The sequence below is a fragment of the Flavobacterium jejuense genome (assembly GCF_006491595.2).
Taxonomy (GTDB): Bacteria; Bacteroidota; Bacteroidia; order Flavobacteriales; family Flavobacteriaceae; genus Flavobacterium; species Flavobacterium jejuense.
Window position 1 is genome coordinate 504,903 of sequence record NZ_VEVQ02000001.1, and the last position, 15,704, is coordinate 520,606.

Sequence of the window (15,704 nt, forward strand, 5' to 3'; positions counted from 1 at the left end):
TGAAAAATTATCCACATAATAAAAGGGGAATAATTGAACTATTTTCTAGCTATTGAATTTTTTTAAAACTCCTAAATAAAATTAGTAATTATCTCTTTTTAATCAATCCTCAAAATCAAGTTTGTTAAAGTTTTGTTTGTGTTGTTGATAATTAAAAAAAAATATTAAAAAAATGAAATATTTAAATATTTTTTTGTTTTTTTATGTTGAATGTTTGAATTAAATGTATTTATGCAACATTTGATTCATATTTTACAACATTTGTTATATAAGGTTTTTGTAAAAAAATTGTAAGTTTAATTGCTTTAAATTTTTTTACAGTTTATAATTAAATTGAAATTATAAACTGTAAAAAAATTAGGTAAACAATTATTCAAACAAACATTCAAAACAATTTATCTTATGAGTAAATCATTAATTTTTATTATTTCTTTATTTTCATTTCAGTTTATTATTGGTCAAAATATTACTGGTAAAGTGATTGATAATAAAGGACCTCTTATTGGTGTTTCTGTCCTTATTAAGGGAACCTCTATTGGTACACAAACAGATTTTGATGGAAATTATAAATTAGTAAACGTAAAACCAGGAAGTGTATTAGTTTTTAGTTATTTAGGCTATAAATCACAAGAAATTACAGTTGCTAACACTACTACTATTGATGTAGTTTTAGAAGAAGATATTAATAATTTAGCAGAGGTGGTAGTTAATATTGGTTATGCAGTGAAAAAGAAAAGCTTAGTAACAGGTGCTATATCAAGTATAGATGTAGGTGATATTCAAGGTTCATCATCGCAACGTGTAGAACAAGTTTTACAAGGTAAAACGTCTGGTGTTACCGTTGTTTCAAGTTCTGGTTCACCAGGATCTGGAGCAAAAATTAGAATTAGAGGTGTTGGATCAAATGGTAATGTTGATCCCTTATATATAGTAGATGGGATGAAGGTAAGTTCAATAGATAACATTTCTCCTAATGATATTTCTAATGTTGAAGTGTTGAAAGATGCAGCTTCTACAGCTATTTATGGTACACAAGGTGCAAATGGTATTGTTATTATTACCACAAAACAAGGAAAATTAGGAAGTCCAGTTGTTAGTTATTCTTCTCAAGTTGGAATTCAATCAGTTAGAACAAAAATGGAGTTGATGAATGCGTCTCAATTTGTTACTTATTTTCAAGAAGCAGGTCAAACTCAAATTGTTGATAATGGAATTAATACTAATTGGATAGATGCGTTATTTCAAGATGCACTTATGCAAAGACATGATATTAGCTTTTCAGGAGCTAATGAAAAAACATCTTATTATCTATCGGGAACATTTTTTGATCAGAATGGAGTAGTTGGTAATGCTTCTGATTATAAAAGATATACTTTAAGATCGAATATTAAAAGTGAAATGAACGATTGGTTAGAAGTAGGAGCAAATATCAACTATTCAGTAATTGGTACCTCACCTATAACAGAGGATGATTCGTTTCGTGGTGTGGTAAACAATGCATTACTTATTGACCCATTAACACCTGTAATTTATTCAGGAAATTTACCTCAAAATGCGGTTGATGGATTGGCTAACGGTACTGCAATGACAGATCAATATGGTAACGTTTATGGATATCCAACCTATTCAACAGGTGAGGTTATAAATCCTGTTGGAGCTGCCAACTATAATTTTAGAGGAAGTATTGATACAGATAAAATTTTAGGAACTATTTATGCTAAATTAAGATTAGCAAAGGGCTTAAGTTTTACTTCACGATTAGGGTATGAAAGAACAAATACTTTTGATAATAGATGGACTCCTATCTATTATGTATCATCTGAAGCTCAGAATTCTACTGTTACTTTGAATAATAGAATTTCAAGACAGACAAGATGGCAATGGGAAAATTTTGCTATTTATTCTAAAGGTATTGGAAATCATAATTTAACGGCTTTATTGGGTTATTCAGCAGAAAAATGGAAAAATCCATTTTACATTTTACGTGGATCAGATTTACCTGCACAATCTGACCAGTTTGCCTACTTTGATTATTCTAATAGAGATAATGATGTTATTGGTGGTGGTGTTACACAAAGAGTAGGAACTTCTTTTTTTGGTAGACTTTCTTATGATTATATGGGTAAATATTTGTTAGAGACTTCATACCGTGCTGATGCATCTAGTTTTTTTCCTACCAATAAAAAAACAGCTTATTTTCCTGCAGCCTCAGCAGGATGGATTGTTTCTAGAGAAAGCTTTTTAGAAGATAATAAAATATTGAATTATTTAAAAATAAGATGTAGTTGGGGACAAAACGGTAGTGATAATAATTTAAATACTTATATTAGTAATTTAGTATTTCAATCTGTAGCGCAGGAAACGGGTAATACAGTTCCAATTGTCTATCAAGGACAAACTGGAGTAACTGCTGGAAATTTAGCAAATCGTGATTTAGAATGGGAGCGTTCAGAACAAATTGATTTTGGTTTTGATTTGCGTGCATTAAATAATAAGTTAAACTTCTCAATGGATTACTATGTTAAAACAACAAAAAATTTACTTCTTAATAATGGAAATATTATTGCACCACCATCATTAGGTGTAGGTGTTCCAGCTATTAATGCAGGTACAGTTCAAAACAAAGGTTTAGAGTTTGAAATAGGCTATAATAATCAAACGGATGGTGGTTTTAGTTATGGTCTTAATCTTAATTTCTCTACATTACATAATGAAGTTACTCAAATTAACTATGTTGGTGATGATGGTTTTATCATTGGAGCTACTGCACCTCAAAATAATGACGGTATTACTCGCTTTAAAAAAGGAGAACCTATTTGGTATTTCTATGGATATAAAACAGATGGAATTAATCCAAATACAGGTGAAATAAATATTGTTGATACGGATGGAATACCTGGAATAACATCAAATGATAAAACTAATATTGGTTCTCCTCATCCTGATTATCTTTTCGGTGGAAATTTTGATTTTGGTTATAAAGGTTTCACTTTAATGATTAGATTTCAAGGTACATATGGGAATGATATTTTTGCAGCTTATCACCAACCTTCAAGACCAATCACTAACAAACCTATAGAGTTTTTCGATGGAAGATGGACACAACCAGGAGATATTGCTAGTTATCCAGCTGCTCAATATGCATCTTCAGCTTATGATACCGATTTAGTTGTTCAAGACGGTTCTTATTTGAGAATTAAACAAATACAATTAGGTTATAATTTTTCAAATGAAATTTCTAAAAAATTAAAATTAAGTAAACTTAGGACATATGTATCTCTAGATGACTATTTTACATTTACTAAATACAATGGATTAGATCCAGAATCTGGAAGTTTTTCAGATAATAGTATAGGCGTTGATAGAGGATTTTACCCAATTCCAGCTAAATTATTAATTGGTCTAGCAATTGAGTTTTAAAACATGAAATAGCTATAAAAAACTTATTTTTTTAAACTCACAACTAATATAAATTATTTGAATTGTGAATTGAATAATTGTAAAAAAATAAAGTTGTTTTTATAGAAAATTAGAAATAAATAAATAATTATTGATATGAAAAAAATTATAAATATTATTGGAATACTTTTATTAAGTACATCATGTAATTCTGAATTCACAGAAGTTGAACCTATAGGAGTATTAGAAAGTGATACTTTTTTTGATACTGAAACTAATACTGAAAAAGCATTAATCGGTTTGTATGACATGATGCAATTTAATAATGGCGTAGATTGGAGTAGTGCTTTCTTCTTAAAATTATTGCCAGGGGATGAAGCAAATGCTGGTGGGGGAAGTGATGCAGATCAAAAGCAATTACAGGAAGTTGATGATTATGTTAATATCTCTGTTTCTAATCCTACAATTGAATCTGTGTGGAATAAATACTATAGAACAATTGCCTTAGCTAATACAATTATTATTGAAGTAGAAAAAAGAAACTTAAACAATAAAACTTTTGCATTGGCTGAAGCAAAGTTTATGAGAGCTTGGTGTTATTTTGAGTTAACTACTATGTGGGGAGCCGTACCTTTACGTTTAGAGAATCCTAAAGAAATCAGTCCAGAAGCTTTTGCAAAACCCAAAAGTTCGAGGGCAGAAATATATGTACAGATTGAATCAGACTTAACTGATGCTATAAACGGTTTACCAGATAAAAGTACTCTAACGGGAATTAATAATAATTTTAGGGTTTCTAAAGGTACAGCTCAGGCTTTATTAGGTAAAGTGTTAGTTTTTCAAGAGAGATATAATGAAGCTATTCCTTATTTTGAAGCTGTAATTTCAAATCCAGCACATGATTTAGAACCAAATGTAAGTGAAGTTTGGAGAGCAAGTTCTGAGTTTGGTATAGAATCTTTATTTGAAATAGGTTATATTAGTACTAGTGCAAATGATTGGAATAATTTTAATTGGGGAGGTCGTACTGAAAACAATATACATGTTCAATTAATGGGACCTCGTGGCGATGGATACTTCGATTTAACGGGAACTGGTCTTATTAATGGTTGGGGGTTCAATTTACCTTCTGCAAAAATTATTTCTGCATTTGAAACTGCAGGAGATATTAATCGTAAAGCAGCAACATTAATGACAGAAGCTGAACTTAATGCTGTAGGAGGAAGCCTAACAGGTTTACCCTGGGATTATGAAGGTGCTATCCGAACTAAGTACGCTACTCGTGCTGAAGAAACATCTCCAGATGGAACGGTTCGAGAATTAAATTATGGTACAAATTGGAGACTTTTTAGAATGGCAGAAGTTCTTTTGTTAGCTTCTGAAGCTTATAATAAGGTAGGTCTAGACGAAAATGCTAGAACTGAACTAAATAAAATAAGACAAAGAGCAGGACTTTCTGATGTGTCTTCAACTTTATCAGGTACAAACTTATTTGATGCAATAGTTAATGAAAAATTTTTAGAATTATCTTTTGAAGGCCAACGCTTTTGGGATTTAGTAAGATGGGGAAGAGCAAGTGTAGAATTATCTACTTATGGATATACCTCAAAAAATGATTTATTTCCAATTCCAGCTTCTGAAATTGCCAAAAATATAGCTTTACAGCCATCTGATCAAAATCCAGGATACTAATTTTAGTTTAGATAAAATATTCTTTTATAAGAAAGTTAAGTTAGTTATTTTAATTATTTGTTGGAGTTCCTAGGGACTCCAACATCATTTTAATACATATATGTCCTTTAATATGTTTGTATCTAAAAATACATTTTGACGGAAACAGAATAAAGTTTTCACTATTATTTCTCTTTTGTGACAATATAAATCATTTAAAATAAACTTCATCTTTAAACTTATACTTAATATTTTTTTACTAAACTATTAAATATAACATTTTTTTCATTTTATGATTATTATAATAAGTAACAGAATTGAAATCATAAATAAATAATGTAATTTTATAGTTAATTTTTATCTTTGACTCAAGATAATCATTTTTAATAAGATTATCCAGCATAATATGGCCGAATTCATAAGAATATACGAAGATAAACCTAGCGAGACTGCTATTAAAAAAGTAGTTGATGTATTGAGAAATGGAGGTTTAGTTATTTACCCAACAGATACTGTTTATGGGTTAGGTTGTGATATAACTAATTCTAGAGCTTTAGAGCGTATCGCAAAAATCAAAGGAATTAAACTTGAAAAAGCTAATTTCTCCTTTGTTTGTAGTGATTTGAGTAATATTTCAGATTATATAAAGCAAATTGATACAGCTACTTTTAAAATTTTAAAAAGAGCACTACCTGGTCCTTATACTTTTATTTTACCAGGTAACAATGACTTGCCTAAAGAATTTCGTAAGAAAAAAACTGTTGGTATTCGTGTACCAAATAATAACATAGCCATTCAAATTGTAACGATGTTGGGAAACCCTATAGTATCAACATCAATCCGAGATGAGGATGAGGTTCTTGAATATTCAACAGATCCAGAATTAATTTTTGAAAAATGGCAAAATAAAGTTGATATGGTTATAGATGGTGGCTACGGTGATAATATTGCTTCCACTATCATTGATCTATCAGGATATGAACCGGAAGTCATTCGTGAAGGAAAAGGGAGTTTGGATATTTTATAACATATGAAACAATTGTTTATTTTTTTGGGTTACTTATTTTGTATTACAACAGTATTTTCTCAAATTAAAATTGAAGGTAATGTAACCAACACTAGTAAAGAAGCTTTATTTGGGGCTTCTGTTTATGTAGATGGAACAACAATAGGAACTGTAACTGATGAAAATGGGTTTTTTAGCTTGACCATTCCTTCAAACATTAACTCCGTATTAGTTTTTAGTTACTTTGGTTATAGCACAAAATATCAAGATATTAGTCCTAAGCTGACAAGAATTAATACAGTTTTAATCGAAGATGTTAAAGAATTAAAAGAAGTTGTTGTCCAACAAAATCGATTTTCTAGAAAGCAAATGCTTCAATTGTTTAGAGAACAATTTTTAGGTACAAATAAGGCAGGCTCAAATTGTGTAATTGAGAATGAAGATGAGTTATACTTTGATTATGATAATAAAAGTTTTGTTTTTAAAGCCTACTCGGATAAACCATTGCTTATTTCTAATGCTTATTTAAGTTATAAAATTCAATTTCAATTGGTTGATTTTGAATGTGAATTTTATAAACTTAGTATAAATTCGAGTGATATCTTAAGTGCTTTATACGCAGGAACTTCTTTTTTTACTGATATTGATACTGATAAGAAATATTTAAAGCGACGTGAAAAATCGTATGAAGGATCATCGTTACAATTTTTTAGAAATTTAGTGTCCAATAAATGGGGTAAAGATGATTTTCTTCTGTTTGAAGGAAGTTTTATGACAAACCCTACGGAACATTTCAAAGTAACAATTGAAAAGGAAGGAATTTATAAGATAAACGTAACTAAACAACCAAAAAAATTCAATAAAAAAGGTTTTATTGCAGCCTTTAATATACTTCATGATAAAAAAGAACAATCAAAAATAACTTTCTTCACCAATACTTTTTACGTTGATTCATATGGATTGTTTTCAGAATATGATAAAATTTACTTTTCAGGAGATATTACCAAAAGGAAAGTAGGAGACATGTTACCTTCAAACTACGGTTTGTAAAACTGAAATAATGAAATATATTTTTACTATTATTTTTGTTAGCTTTTACACTTCTTTTTTAGCACAAATAGAAGTAAATGGTACTGTTTTAGACATAAATAATAATCCCTTATCGAATGTTGCTATTTATGTAAATGGAACAACATTAGGAACTACTTCAGATTTTGAAGGTAAATTTACTTTAATCTTACCAAGTAAATTAAATACTTATATTGTAGTTAGTTATGTAGGTTATAAACCACAATATTTTATTATTGAAGAGAGTAGTTTTCAGTTGAATGTAATACTTGAAGAGGATAGAATTGAATTAAGAGAAGTTACTTTAGATAAAACTAGATTTTCAAGGGAACAACTTCTTCAATTGTTTAAAGAACTGTTTTTAGGTAATACAGAGCAGGATTAAATTGTTTAATTACTAATGAGGATGATTTGTATTTTAAATATGATGAAGAAAACTATATTTTTGATGCTTTTTCAGATAGACCTTTACATATAGAAAATAAGTATTTAGGGTATAACATTGAGTATAATTTACTCAATTTTCAGTGTAATTTAGTTAAGCTTAGTGCCGATTATAAAAATGTTTCTAGTTCTATTTTTGGAGGTACTTCTGTTTTTACGGATGTTGATTCTTCTGACGAAAAATTAGAGAGAAGAAAAATATCATATTATGGATCAACTTTACATTTATTTAGAACAATGGTAGAAGGAAAATGGTTAAATGACCAGTATGCCTATTTTAATGATGCTTATATTATAAATCCAAAGCAACATTTTAAAATTAGTAAATTGTCATATAGTCAATATAAAATTCTTATTACACCTCAAAACAAACCAAATCGTAAAAATGATTTTATTACAGAATTTGGAATTTTATATAATAAAAAAGAACATTCAAAAGTTTTTTTCTACACTACTAATTTTACCATTGATAATTTTGGATTGCATTCTGATTATGACAAAATTTATTTTTCTGGAGACATTTCCAAAAGAAAAGTTGGTGATATGCTACCTTCAAATTATGGCTTATAAAAAAAGTGCTTCTATATGAAGCACTTGACTATATTATATATTTTTTATTTCCCTAAAAGTCTTTTCTTAAGCGTTCTATCAACTGCTCTTTCTTCTAACCAAATACCGAAAAGTGCTCTTCTAAAATCCAATCCTTCAATTTCACCAGTCAATTTATCATTGATGAATACATAAGTTTTTACATCTTCTTTCGAATATACAAACTCAACATATCCTTTTTCAGTAACTGTTTCAAATAAAGACATAAATTTCGTCATTCTATCTCTAAGAGGCTCTAAATCACCCTTGTAAGACTTCTCTATACCTTCTTCAATAGCTTTAATTAATTTTTCTCTTGTTACAAGAGAAGAAGTAACATAAAGTCTAGTTGCTATGGTTTCATCAGAATCTAGAATTTCATCAGCATTATCTGTTTTCTCTATAAGGTATAATGCTTGAACATATAAATTAATCCACATCTTATCTCTTATACCATAGCCATTGAGAACTAATTTAGTTTTACCACCAGTATCTCTTACCTTAATGTGTTTTTTAATTTTTATTCCATCTACATCTAAGTCATCTTGAGAATATGACATAACGCTTATTAGAAAAGCTAATAACAAAATAAATTTTTTCATAAATTTAAAAAATTAGGGTTGCAAAATTAATTAAATAATAATAAAGATAACATTTTTTTGTCAAAGAATGATATATTATTATTTAAAATGTACACAAAAGTAGTGCCAAAAATAAAAAGACATAGTATTTGTTCAATACTATGTCTTTTAAAAAAACTCATAAAATGAGTGTGATATTATTTAGCTTCTAAATTTTTCATTTCTTTTTCAATCATATCATAAAACTGATCGATTTTTGGTAAAATGATAATTTTTGTTCTTCTGTTTTTACTACGATTTTCTGGAGTATCATTTTCAACCAAAGGAACGTAATAACTTCTACCAGCAGGGATAAGCTGTTTTGGATCAACTCCTAATTCATTTTGTAATACTCTTACAATTGATGTAGCTCTTTTAACAGATAAATCCCAGTTGTCAAGTAATACTGTACTTTTAATTGGAACATTATCAGTATGACCTTCTACCATACATTCAAAATCTGGCTTACTGTTGACTACTTTAGCTACTTTAGCCAAAACAGATTTTGCTCCAGGACTTACTTCATAACTTCCGGATTTAAAAAGAAGGTTATCAGCAATTGATATAAATACAACTCCTTTTTCAACATTTACATTAATATCTGGATCATTTAAACCTACTTCTTTCTTCAAACTAGTTACCAATGCTAATGTTACACTATCTTTTTTAGTTAAAGCATCTTGTAGCCGTGATATTTTTAAATCTTTCTCTTTTAAACTTTCTAGGGATTTTTCTAAATTTTGAGCACCTTTAGTAGTTAAAACGGTTAGTTCTTTTGAACTATTAATTAAATCTGAATTGTTCTTTTTAAGATATTCCAACTGACTTGCAATTGAAGATTTTTCTGTTAAACAATTATTCAGTTTAACTGTTGCAGAATTTAGCAAATCCTGAATTTCTTTATTCTTGCTTTCTAATTCAGTAAATTTTTTCTTAGAAACACAAGAAGATAATGACATTAACACTAATGTACCAACCAAAACGATTTTCTTCATAATTCTATTATTTTTTTACAAAATTATATACAATTAGGCTTACTTTGAAATTAATATAGCTAAACTATTGTTAAAATAATTTAGAAAAAGTGTTTCTTTTTTTTACAAAATATTGAAAGACTATAGACGAAATCAAAAAATATTTTTTTCTATTAGTTATAGATCTCTTTTTTAAGTATTTAGGTAAAAACCAATAAAATGAAAAATGTGCTTTTAATACTGCCCAAAAGTGAACTAGCTTTCCTTGAAATAAGAAATGGACTCCTGCAATACCATCTAAAATTAATCTCAGAAATAAAATAGGTATTATTTTCGTTCCAGGAAGGTTTTTTACTAACATAAAAAGAGAATTTCTAAAGTTTAAAAATGTTTTTTTAGGATTTTTTGAGTTTAATGTAGCACCACCTACATGATAAACTACTGTTTCCGCACAATATTTGATAGTGTAATCTATATTAAAAGCTCTCCAGCATAAATCAATTTCTTCTTGATGAGCAAAAAAATCTTCATCAAAGCCATTTAATTTTTTATAGACTTCATTTCTTATAAAAAAACAAGCTCCAGAAGCCCAAAAGATTTCAATCGTAGTGTTATATTGTCCTTTATCTTCTTCTATACTATCAAAAAGTCGTCCTCTACAAAATGGATAGCCATATTTATCAATATATCCTCCAGCTGCACCTGCATATTCAAAGTATGTTTTGTTTTTATAATCTAAAATTTTAGGCTGAATTATAGCTGTTTCTGGTTCTTTATTAAATAAATTAATTATAGGTTGTAACCAATTTTCAGTAGCTTCGATATCACTATTTACTAAAGCTAAATAAGGTTCTTTAATTGACCTCAAACCTTCATTGTAGCCTTTGGCGAAGCCAAAATTACCAGTATTTTTTATTATACTAACTGATGGGAATTCTTTTTCTAAAACGATTATAGAATCATCAGTTGAGGCATTATCAATGACATAAATATTAGCCTCTTTTGAAAATGAAATTATTGAAGGTAAAAATTGTCTTAAAAGATTTGAACCATTCCAGTTTAGTATAACTACTGCTATTTTTTTCATTTAGAATTTAAAATTTCTTTTTTCTTATTAATTCTTTCAACAGAAAAAGAATTTGAAACAAAGTCAGCTATGTCTAGACATAAAATTGCTTTTTCTTTCAGCTTTTCAACTTTTAAATCATTAAATAATTTATCTAGCCAACTCATTTGTAAAAATAATTGAGACAATATTTCAATATGATTCTCTTTTAATTTTAGTTCGATAATTTTCTTTTTAAAATCATCATTAGAAAGTAAAATTAACTCATCAATTGAAATTTTAAATTCAGTCAAAAAATCTCTGTCAATTGTGGCAATCATTTCTATTTCATTTTCTTTGTTATTACCTTTGATTAAAAAAGACAACATTTTTCTTAGAGAATTACCTAATTGTTCAATCATAGATTCAATATAATCTCTTTTTTCCATTTTTTAATTAGTATTATCCGGTAATTTTTTTAAAAAAGAATACTTTTCATTTTCAAAATCCATTTTGCAAAAATAATGATTTAGACCATTAGTGACCATTAAATAGTCAGCTTTTAAAACTAAATTATATTGTGCTATTTGATCAAAAGTTTGTTGAGAAATTGTTATTTCTGGAGCTTTGCATTCGATAAGGAGAAAAATAGATCCATTAGCATTAAAAACAACAATGTCATATCGCTTATTTATATTATTGACTTTAACTAGTTTTTCAACATTAATATATGATTTTGAATATTTTTTCTCATAAATTAAATAATGTAATGTGTTTTGACGAACCCATTCTTCAGGTGTCAGAATTATAAATTTTTTTCTAATTTCATCAAAAATGTAGGTTTTATTTTCACTATTTTTGAACCGAAATGAATAAATTGGAAAATTTAATTGCTTCATTACGCAAAATTAGGTAATTATTAGAAACAGCCAACTAATTACTGAACACTCATTATTATTATGGACGAAGTCTTACAAATTATTAAAGATATTAAATCTGGAAATTTTAAACCTATTTACTTTTTGATGGGTGAAGAACCTTATTATATAGATAAGTTGACGGAATATATTGAAGATAATGTATTAACTGAAGATGAAAAAGGATTTAATCAAGTGGTTTTGTATGGAAGAGATACATCGATAGAAGATATTGTTTCAAACGCAAAACGGTATCCTATGATGGCTGAAAGACAAGTGGTTATTGTAAAAGAAGCTCAAGAGTTGTCGAGAACAATAGATAAGTTAGAGTCTTACGCTGAAAACCCTCAGCCAACAACTATTTTAGTTTTTGCTTATAAATATAAAACCTTAGATAAGAGAAAAAAAGTAACTAAAGTTTTAGCTAAGACAGGAACTGTTTTTGAAAGTAAAAAATTATATGAAAATCAAGTTGGTGATTGGATTAAAAGAGTATTATCAGGACAAAAATATAGTATTGAACCTAAGGCTGCTGCCATGTTAGTAGAGTTTTTAGGTACAGATCTTTCGAAGATTAGTAATGAATTAGATAAATTAAAAATTATATTGCCTAAAGGGCATTCTATAACAGCAAAAGATATTGAAGATAATATTGGAATAAGTAAAGATTACAATAACTTTGAACTTAGAAAAGCAATAGGGGAGAAAAATCAATTGAAAGCCTATAAGATAATTGCTTATTTTTCTCAAAACCCAAAAGACAATCCTATAGTTGTAACTACGGGTCTTGTATTTGGTTTTTTCTCACAATTACTTCAATATCATGGTCTAAAAGATAAATCTAAAGCTAATGTAGCAAGGGTTTTAAAAGTAAATCCCTATTTTTTATCTGATTATGATATTGCGATTAAAAACTATCCCATGAAAAAGGTAAGTGCAATAGTTTCTTCTTTAAGAGATATAGATGTTAAAAGTAAAGGAGTAGGGGCAAATTCAATTTCACAACACGATTTATTAAAAGAGTTGTTAATCAAAATATTTAATTAAAAAATGGAGAAATTAAATTTCTCCATTTTTAGTTTTATTTATTATTATAAAATCTGATCGTCTATTAATAGCATGTTGTTCTTCTGAACATTTTACACCATTAGGGCAATTTATTTTTAACCTTGTTTCACCATAACCTCTTGCGTCAATAATTCTAGTAGGACTTATTCCTTTTGACAATAAATAGGACTGTGTAGCTTTCGCTCTGTTGTCTGACAATGTTAAATTATGTGAATCAGAGCCTCTTGAATCAGTATGTGATTCAATTTTTATGATAACATCTGGAAATTCATTCATTAGATAAAAAACTTTATCAAGTTCTATTTCAGCTCTAGATGTAATCGCATATTTATCAAGATCAAAATAAATTGGATTTATTTTTACTTTTTCAATATCACCTTCTTTGACAACAAGATTGTTGTAGTTGACTAGATAAACAATGTTGTTTTTAAGCTCTTTTAAAGGTATACTGTCTGTTTTTACCACTATATTTTTTGAATTGTAATCTGGTTTGGAAAAATTTAGCTTAAATTCTGATTTACAAGGTAATTTTAATTTGTAAAATCCTAGACTATCAGCTTTTGTTGTTTCAATAGTATCACCAAAAATATCATTGATTTTGATATCTGCTAATGGAATAGGTAATTTAGTAGTTTCATCTAAGACATTACCAGAATAAATTTGATATAGTTCAGGCTTTTCTTTTATAAAATAATAAATGTCATCATCACCTTTTCCCATTGATCTATTTGAAGAAAAATAACCATTATTTTCTTTTTTATCAAAAGTAAAAGAGAAATCATCCATATTACTATTAATTGGAGCTCCTAAGTTTAATGGAGTTTCGAAAGTATTTTTTGAGTCTATTTTAGCTTCAAAAATGTCTAGTCCTCCCATTCCAAAATGACCATCTGAAGAAAAGTATAATGTATTATCTACAAAATAAGGAAACATTTCTCTTCCAGCCGTATTTATCATTGGTCCTGCATTAATTGGAGTGTTAATAGTACCATCTTCAAAGACTTCTGCATAATAAATGTCTGTACAACCATAACCACCAGGCATGTCTGAGACAAAGAAAAGATATTTTCCTTTATCACATAATGCTGGATGTGCGCATGAAAACTCTTCATCGTTAAATTTTAAAACTTCAGTTTTTATAATTTTATTATCTTTTATATTACCTCTTAATATTTTCATATTAGAACAACCTTCTCTATTTATTTTTATTCTATTTTTCTTTAAATAGTTAGAGGTAAAGTAAATTTTTTCTAAATCATTTGAAAAAGCTACTGTAGCTTCATGATAATTAGAATTTAAATTATCTAAAAAAAGGTTAACATTCGTTACTTCACCAGTGGAAATGTTTTTTTCAGCAACATATGTACTCAAATAGGGTTGTTCATTCCATGAATATATTTTTTTATTTACCTTAGCTGTATCTCTTGTAGAATAAAAAATTATTTTATTAGGACCATATTTAACAGCTCCAAAGTCAGACATTGGAGTATTTATTGAGAGATTTGTGACTGTAAAAAGTGATTTCTGATTATTTAAACTATCTAAGCCTTTCTTTTGTATCGCTAATGTTTTTAGTTTATTCGGATTATTTTTATAGTATTCTTTTAATATTTTATTAGCTTTATCATTATCTCTATTGGCCTTTAAGCATTCTATATATTTTAGAAAATTAACCTCAGCCATAGTTTTTTGTTGAATTTCATATACTTTATCAAACCATTTCTTCGCATTCTGATAATCATTAATATAAAAATAACTATTAGCTATTCTAAAAATGGTTTCATGACTTGTAGCTTCTTGCTTTTCAATTATTTTTTGATAAGATTCGATAGCTTTTTTATACTGCATTGTATTATAGTATTTTGTAGCCTTTTCTAAATTTGATTGAGAGAAAAGAGAAATACTTAATAATAAGATTGTTATTTGGAATATTTTTTTCATAATAATTTTTTATTAGAAGAATCTTGGTGAACGAGCTAGTTTTGCTTTTCCATTTAAATTAAGCTTGAATATAATTTCGTGTGATCCATCATTATACTTCTGTAAATCAGTAACTGAACGATCATAAGCATATCCAACAAATATTGAATTTGTTATTTGAAATCCTGCTAGTGCAGATACAGCGTCTGTAAATCTGTAACCAGCACCAAGGACTAATTTTTCATAGAAAAGAAAGTTTAATGATCCATCATATGTTACTGAAGAACCTTCAACAATTTTAGCTAAAAAGGCAGGTTTAAATTTTATATTACTAGAAAGATTAAATATATAACCACCTTGAATATAATAATGTGTTTTTCTTCTTATTATGGATTCTTTAATATCATCATAGGACTCAGTAATTATAAAATTTGGGATTGATAAACCTACATACCAATTTTCATTATATAAAAAGCCACCAGTTCCAAAAATCAACCTTGTATTGTTATTAATATTTGTATTGAAGGCATTATCAGTTTCCATTTTATAGGTTCCTTTAGACCAGTCTATATTTAATAAATTTATTCCAGCATTTACACCAAGAGATAAAGTTGTATTCTCATTCATTTGTATGCGATAGGCAAAGTTTGCATTAAAATATTGTTGGGTTTGTGGACCAATTTTATCATTAATTACACTCAATCCTAACCCAGTATAGTCACCTATTTTACCATGTATACCTAGTGATTGAGTTGTTGGAGCACCATCGATCCCAATCCATTGAGATCGATGTAATAAAACAGCTTCAAGATTTGTGCTTGTACCTGTATAACCCGAATTTATGCTAATTGTGTTATACATGTATTGTGTATATTGTGGTTGTTGTTGTCCAAAAGCATTATTGCAAATGAATATAACAAGCATAGTTTGAAGGATCCTTGAAGAGAATCTATATATTTTTTTCATAATTGAATACTTTTTGTT

General features: G+C 27.9%; 14 protein-coding genes. 7 read left to right on the forward strand and 7 right to left on the reverse strand.

The features are described from left to right. The first annotated feature begins 402 nt into the window (after nt 1-402). The 6 genes from FIA58_RS02365 to FIA58_RS02390 all read left to right on the forward strand — a co-directional run bounded on the left by FIA58_RS02365 (nt 403) and on the right by FIA58_RS02390 (nt 8,158). A complete protein-coding gene (locus tag FIA58_RS02365) occupies nt 403-3,420 on the forward strand; it encodes a SusC/RagA family TonB-linked outer membrane protein (RefSeq protein ID WP_140959637.1) in 3,018 nt (1,005 codons plus the stop codon). A 135-nt stretch (nt 3,421-3,555) separates the two neighbouring features. After that, on the forward strand, nt 3,556-5,091 hold the full coding sequence (locus FIA58_RS02370; RefSeq protein WP_140959639.1) for a RagB/SusD family nutrient uptake outer membrane protein: 1,536 nt from the start codon (nt 3,556-3,558) through the stop codon (nt 5,089-5,091). Nucleotides 5,092-5,476: 385 nt separating this feature from the next. Next, the gene (locus tag FIA58_RS02375; protein WP_140959641.1) at nt 5,477-6,097 is read left to right on the forward strand and encodes an L-threonylcarbamoyladenylate synthase; all 621 of its coding nucleotides are present in this window, start codon (nt 5,477-5,479) and stop codon (nt 6,095-6,097) included. A 3-nt stretch (nt 6,098-6,100) separates the two neighbouring features. Then, entirely contained in the window at nt 6,101-7,126 is a 1,026-nt protein-coding gene (locus tag FIA58_RS02380) for a carboxypeptidase-like regulatory domain-containing protein (protein ID WP_140959643.1), read from the forward strand. 10 nt (nt 7,127-7,136) lie between these two features. Next, entirely contained in the window at nt 7,137-7,529 is a 393-nt protein-coding gene (locus tag FIA58_RS02385; protein WP_140959644.1) for a carboxypeptidase-like regulatory domain-containing protein, read from the forward strand. 26 nt (nt 7,530-7,555) lie between these two features. Then, nucleotides 7,556-8,158: a hypothetical protein gene (locus tag FIA58_RS02390; RefSeq protein ID WP_140959646.1), complete on the forward strand. Its 603-nt coding sequence runs from the start codon at nt 7,556-7,558 to the stop codon at nt 8,156-8,158. 44 nt (nt 8,159-8,202) lie between these two features. Here FIA58_RS02390 and FIA58_RS02395 read toward each other — a convergent pair whose 3' ends face one another. From FIA58_RS02395 to FIA58_RS02415, 5 genes are all read right to left on the reverse strand, one after another. Further along, nucleotides 8,203-8,778 (reverse strand): chalcone isomerase family protein, encoded by a 576-nt coding sequence (locus tag FIA58_RS02395; RefSeq protein ID WP_140959648.1) that lies wholly within the window; start codon nt 8,776-8,778, stop codon nt 8,203-8,205. A 176-nt stretch (nt 8,779-8,954) separates the two neighbouring features. Then, on the reverse strand, nt 8,955-9,791 hold the full coding sequence (locus tag FIA58_RS02400; RefSeq protein WP_140959650.1) for an OmpA family protein: 837 nt from the start codon (nt 9,789-9,791) through the stop codon (nt 8,955-8,957). A 70-nt stretch (nt 9,792-9,861) separates the two neighbouring features. Then, nucleotides 9,862-10,857 (reverse strand): glycosyltransferase family 2 protein, encoded by a 996-nt coding sequence (locus tag FIA58_RS02405; protein ID WP_140959652.1) that lies wholly within the window; start codon nt 10,855-10,857, stop codon nt 9,862-9,864. Then, nucleotides 10,854-11,264 carry a hypothetical protein gene (locus tag FIA58_RS02410; protein ID WP_140959654.1) on the reverse strand — a complete coding sequence of 137 codons (411 nt, stop codon included), beginning with the start codon at nt 11,262-11,264 and terminating at the stop codon, nt 10,854-10,856. The genes FIA58_RS02405 and FIA58_RS02410 overlap by 4 nt, the downstream gene beginning before the upstream one ends. Nucleotides 11,265-11,267: 3 nt before the next feature. Beyond that, a complete protein-coding gene (locus tag FIA58_RS02415) occupies nt 11,268-11,714 on the reverse strand; it encodes a type I restriction enzyme HsdR N-terminal domain-containing protein (protein ID WP_140959656.1) in 447 nt (148 codons plus the stop codon). Nucleotides 11,715-11,774: 60 nt separating this feature from the next. Here FIA58_RS02415 and holA point away from each other — a divergent pair, with 60 nt between their 5' ends. Next, entirely contained in the window at nt 11,775-12,779 is a 1,005-nt protein-coding gene (gene holA, locus FIA58_RS02420; protein ID WP_140959658.1) for a DNA polymerase III subunit delta, read from the forward strand. 12 nt (nt 12,780-12,791) lie between these two features. Here holA and FIA58_RS02425 read toward each other — a convergent pair whose 3' ends face one another. Both FIA58_RS02425 and FIA58_RS02430 read right to left on the reverse strand, forming a co-directional pair. Next, on the reverse strand, nt 12,792-14,741 hold the full coding sequence (locus FIA58_RS02425) for an OmpA family protein (RefSeq protein ID WP_140959660.1): 1,950 nt from the start codon (nt 14,739-14,741) through the stop codon (nt 12,792-12,794). A 12-nt stretch (nt 14,742-14,753) separates the two neighbouring features. Next, on the reverse strand, nt 14,754-15,686 hold the full coding sequence (locus tag FIA58_RS02430; protein WP_140959662.1) for a PorP/SprF family type IX secretion system membrane protein: 933 nt from the start codon (nt 15,684-15,686) through the stop codon (nt 14,754-14,756). Nucleotides 15,687-15,704: the final 18 nt, after the last annotated feature.

Excerpts from the sequence above, each read along its gene's own strand:
- FIA58_RS02365 (WP_140959637.1), top strand. The coding sequence starts at position 403 with ATGAGTAAATCATTAATTTTTATTATTTCTTTATTTTCATTTCAGTTT.
- FIA58_RS02380 (WP_140959643.1), top strand. The coding sequence starts at position 6,101 with ATGAAACAATTGTTTATTTTTTTGGGTTACTTATTTTGTATTACAACA.
- FIA58_RS02415 (WP_140959656.1), bottom strand. The coding sequence starts at position 11,714 with ATGAAGCAATTAAATTTTCCAATTTATTCATTTCGGTTCAAAAATAGT.
- FIA58_RS02375 (WP_140959641.1), top strand. The coding sequence starts at position 5,477 with ATGGCCGAATTCATAAGAATATACGAAGATAAACCTAGCGAGACTGCT.
- FIA58_RS02370 (WP_140959639.1), top strand. The coding sequence starts at position 3,556 with ATGAAAAAAATTATAAATATTATTGGAATACTTTTATTAAGTACATCA.
- FIA58_RS02430 (WP_140959662.1), bottom strand. The coding sequence starts at position 15,686 with ATGAAAAAAATATATAGATTCTCTTCAAGGATCCTTCAAACTATGCTT.
- FIA58_RS02410 (WP_140959654.1), bottom strand. The coding sequence starts at position 11,264 with ATGGAAAAAAGAGATTATATTGAATCTATGATTGAACAATTAGGTAAT.
- FIA58_RS02405 (WP_140959652.1), bottom strand. The coding sequence starts at position 10,857 with ATGAAAAAAATAGCAGTAGTTATACTAAACTGGAATGGTTCAAATCTT.
- FIA58_RS02425 (WP_140959660.1), bottom strand. The coding sequence starts at position 14,741 with ATGAAAAAAATATTCCAAATAACAATCTTATTATTAAGTATTTCTCTT.
- FIA58_RS02395 (WP_140959648.1), bottom strand. The coding sequence starts at position 8,778 with ATGAAAAAATTTATTTTGTTATTAGCTTTTCTAATAAGCGTTATGTCA.
- FIA58_RS02400 (WP_140959650.1), bottom strand. The coding sequence starts at position 9,791 with ATGAAGAAAATCGTTTTGGTTGGTACATTAGTGTTAATGTCATTATCT.
- FIA58_RS02385 (WP_140959644.1), top strand. The coding sequence starts at position 7,137 with ATGAAATATATTTTTACTATTATTTTTGTTAGCTTTTACACTTCTTTT.
- holA (WP_140959658.1), top strand. The coding sequence starts at position 11,775 with ATGGACGAAGTCTTACAAATTATTAAAGATATTAAATCTGGAAATTTT.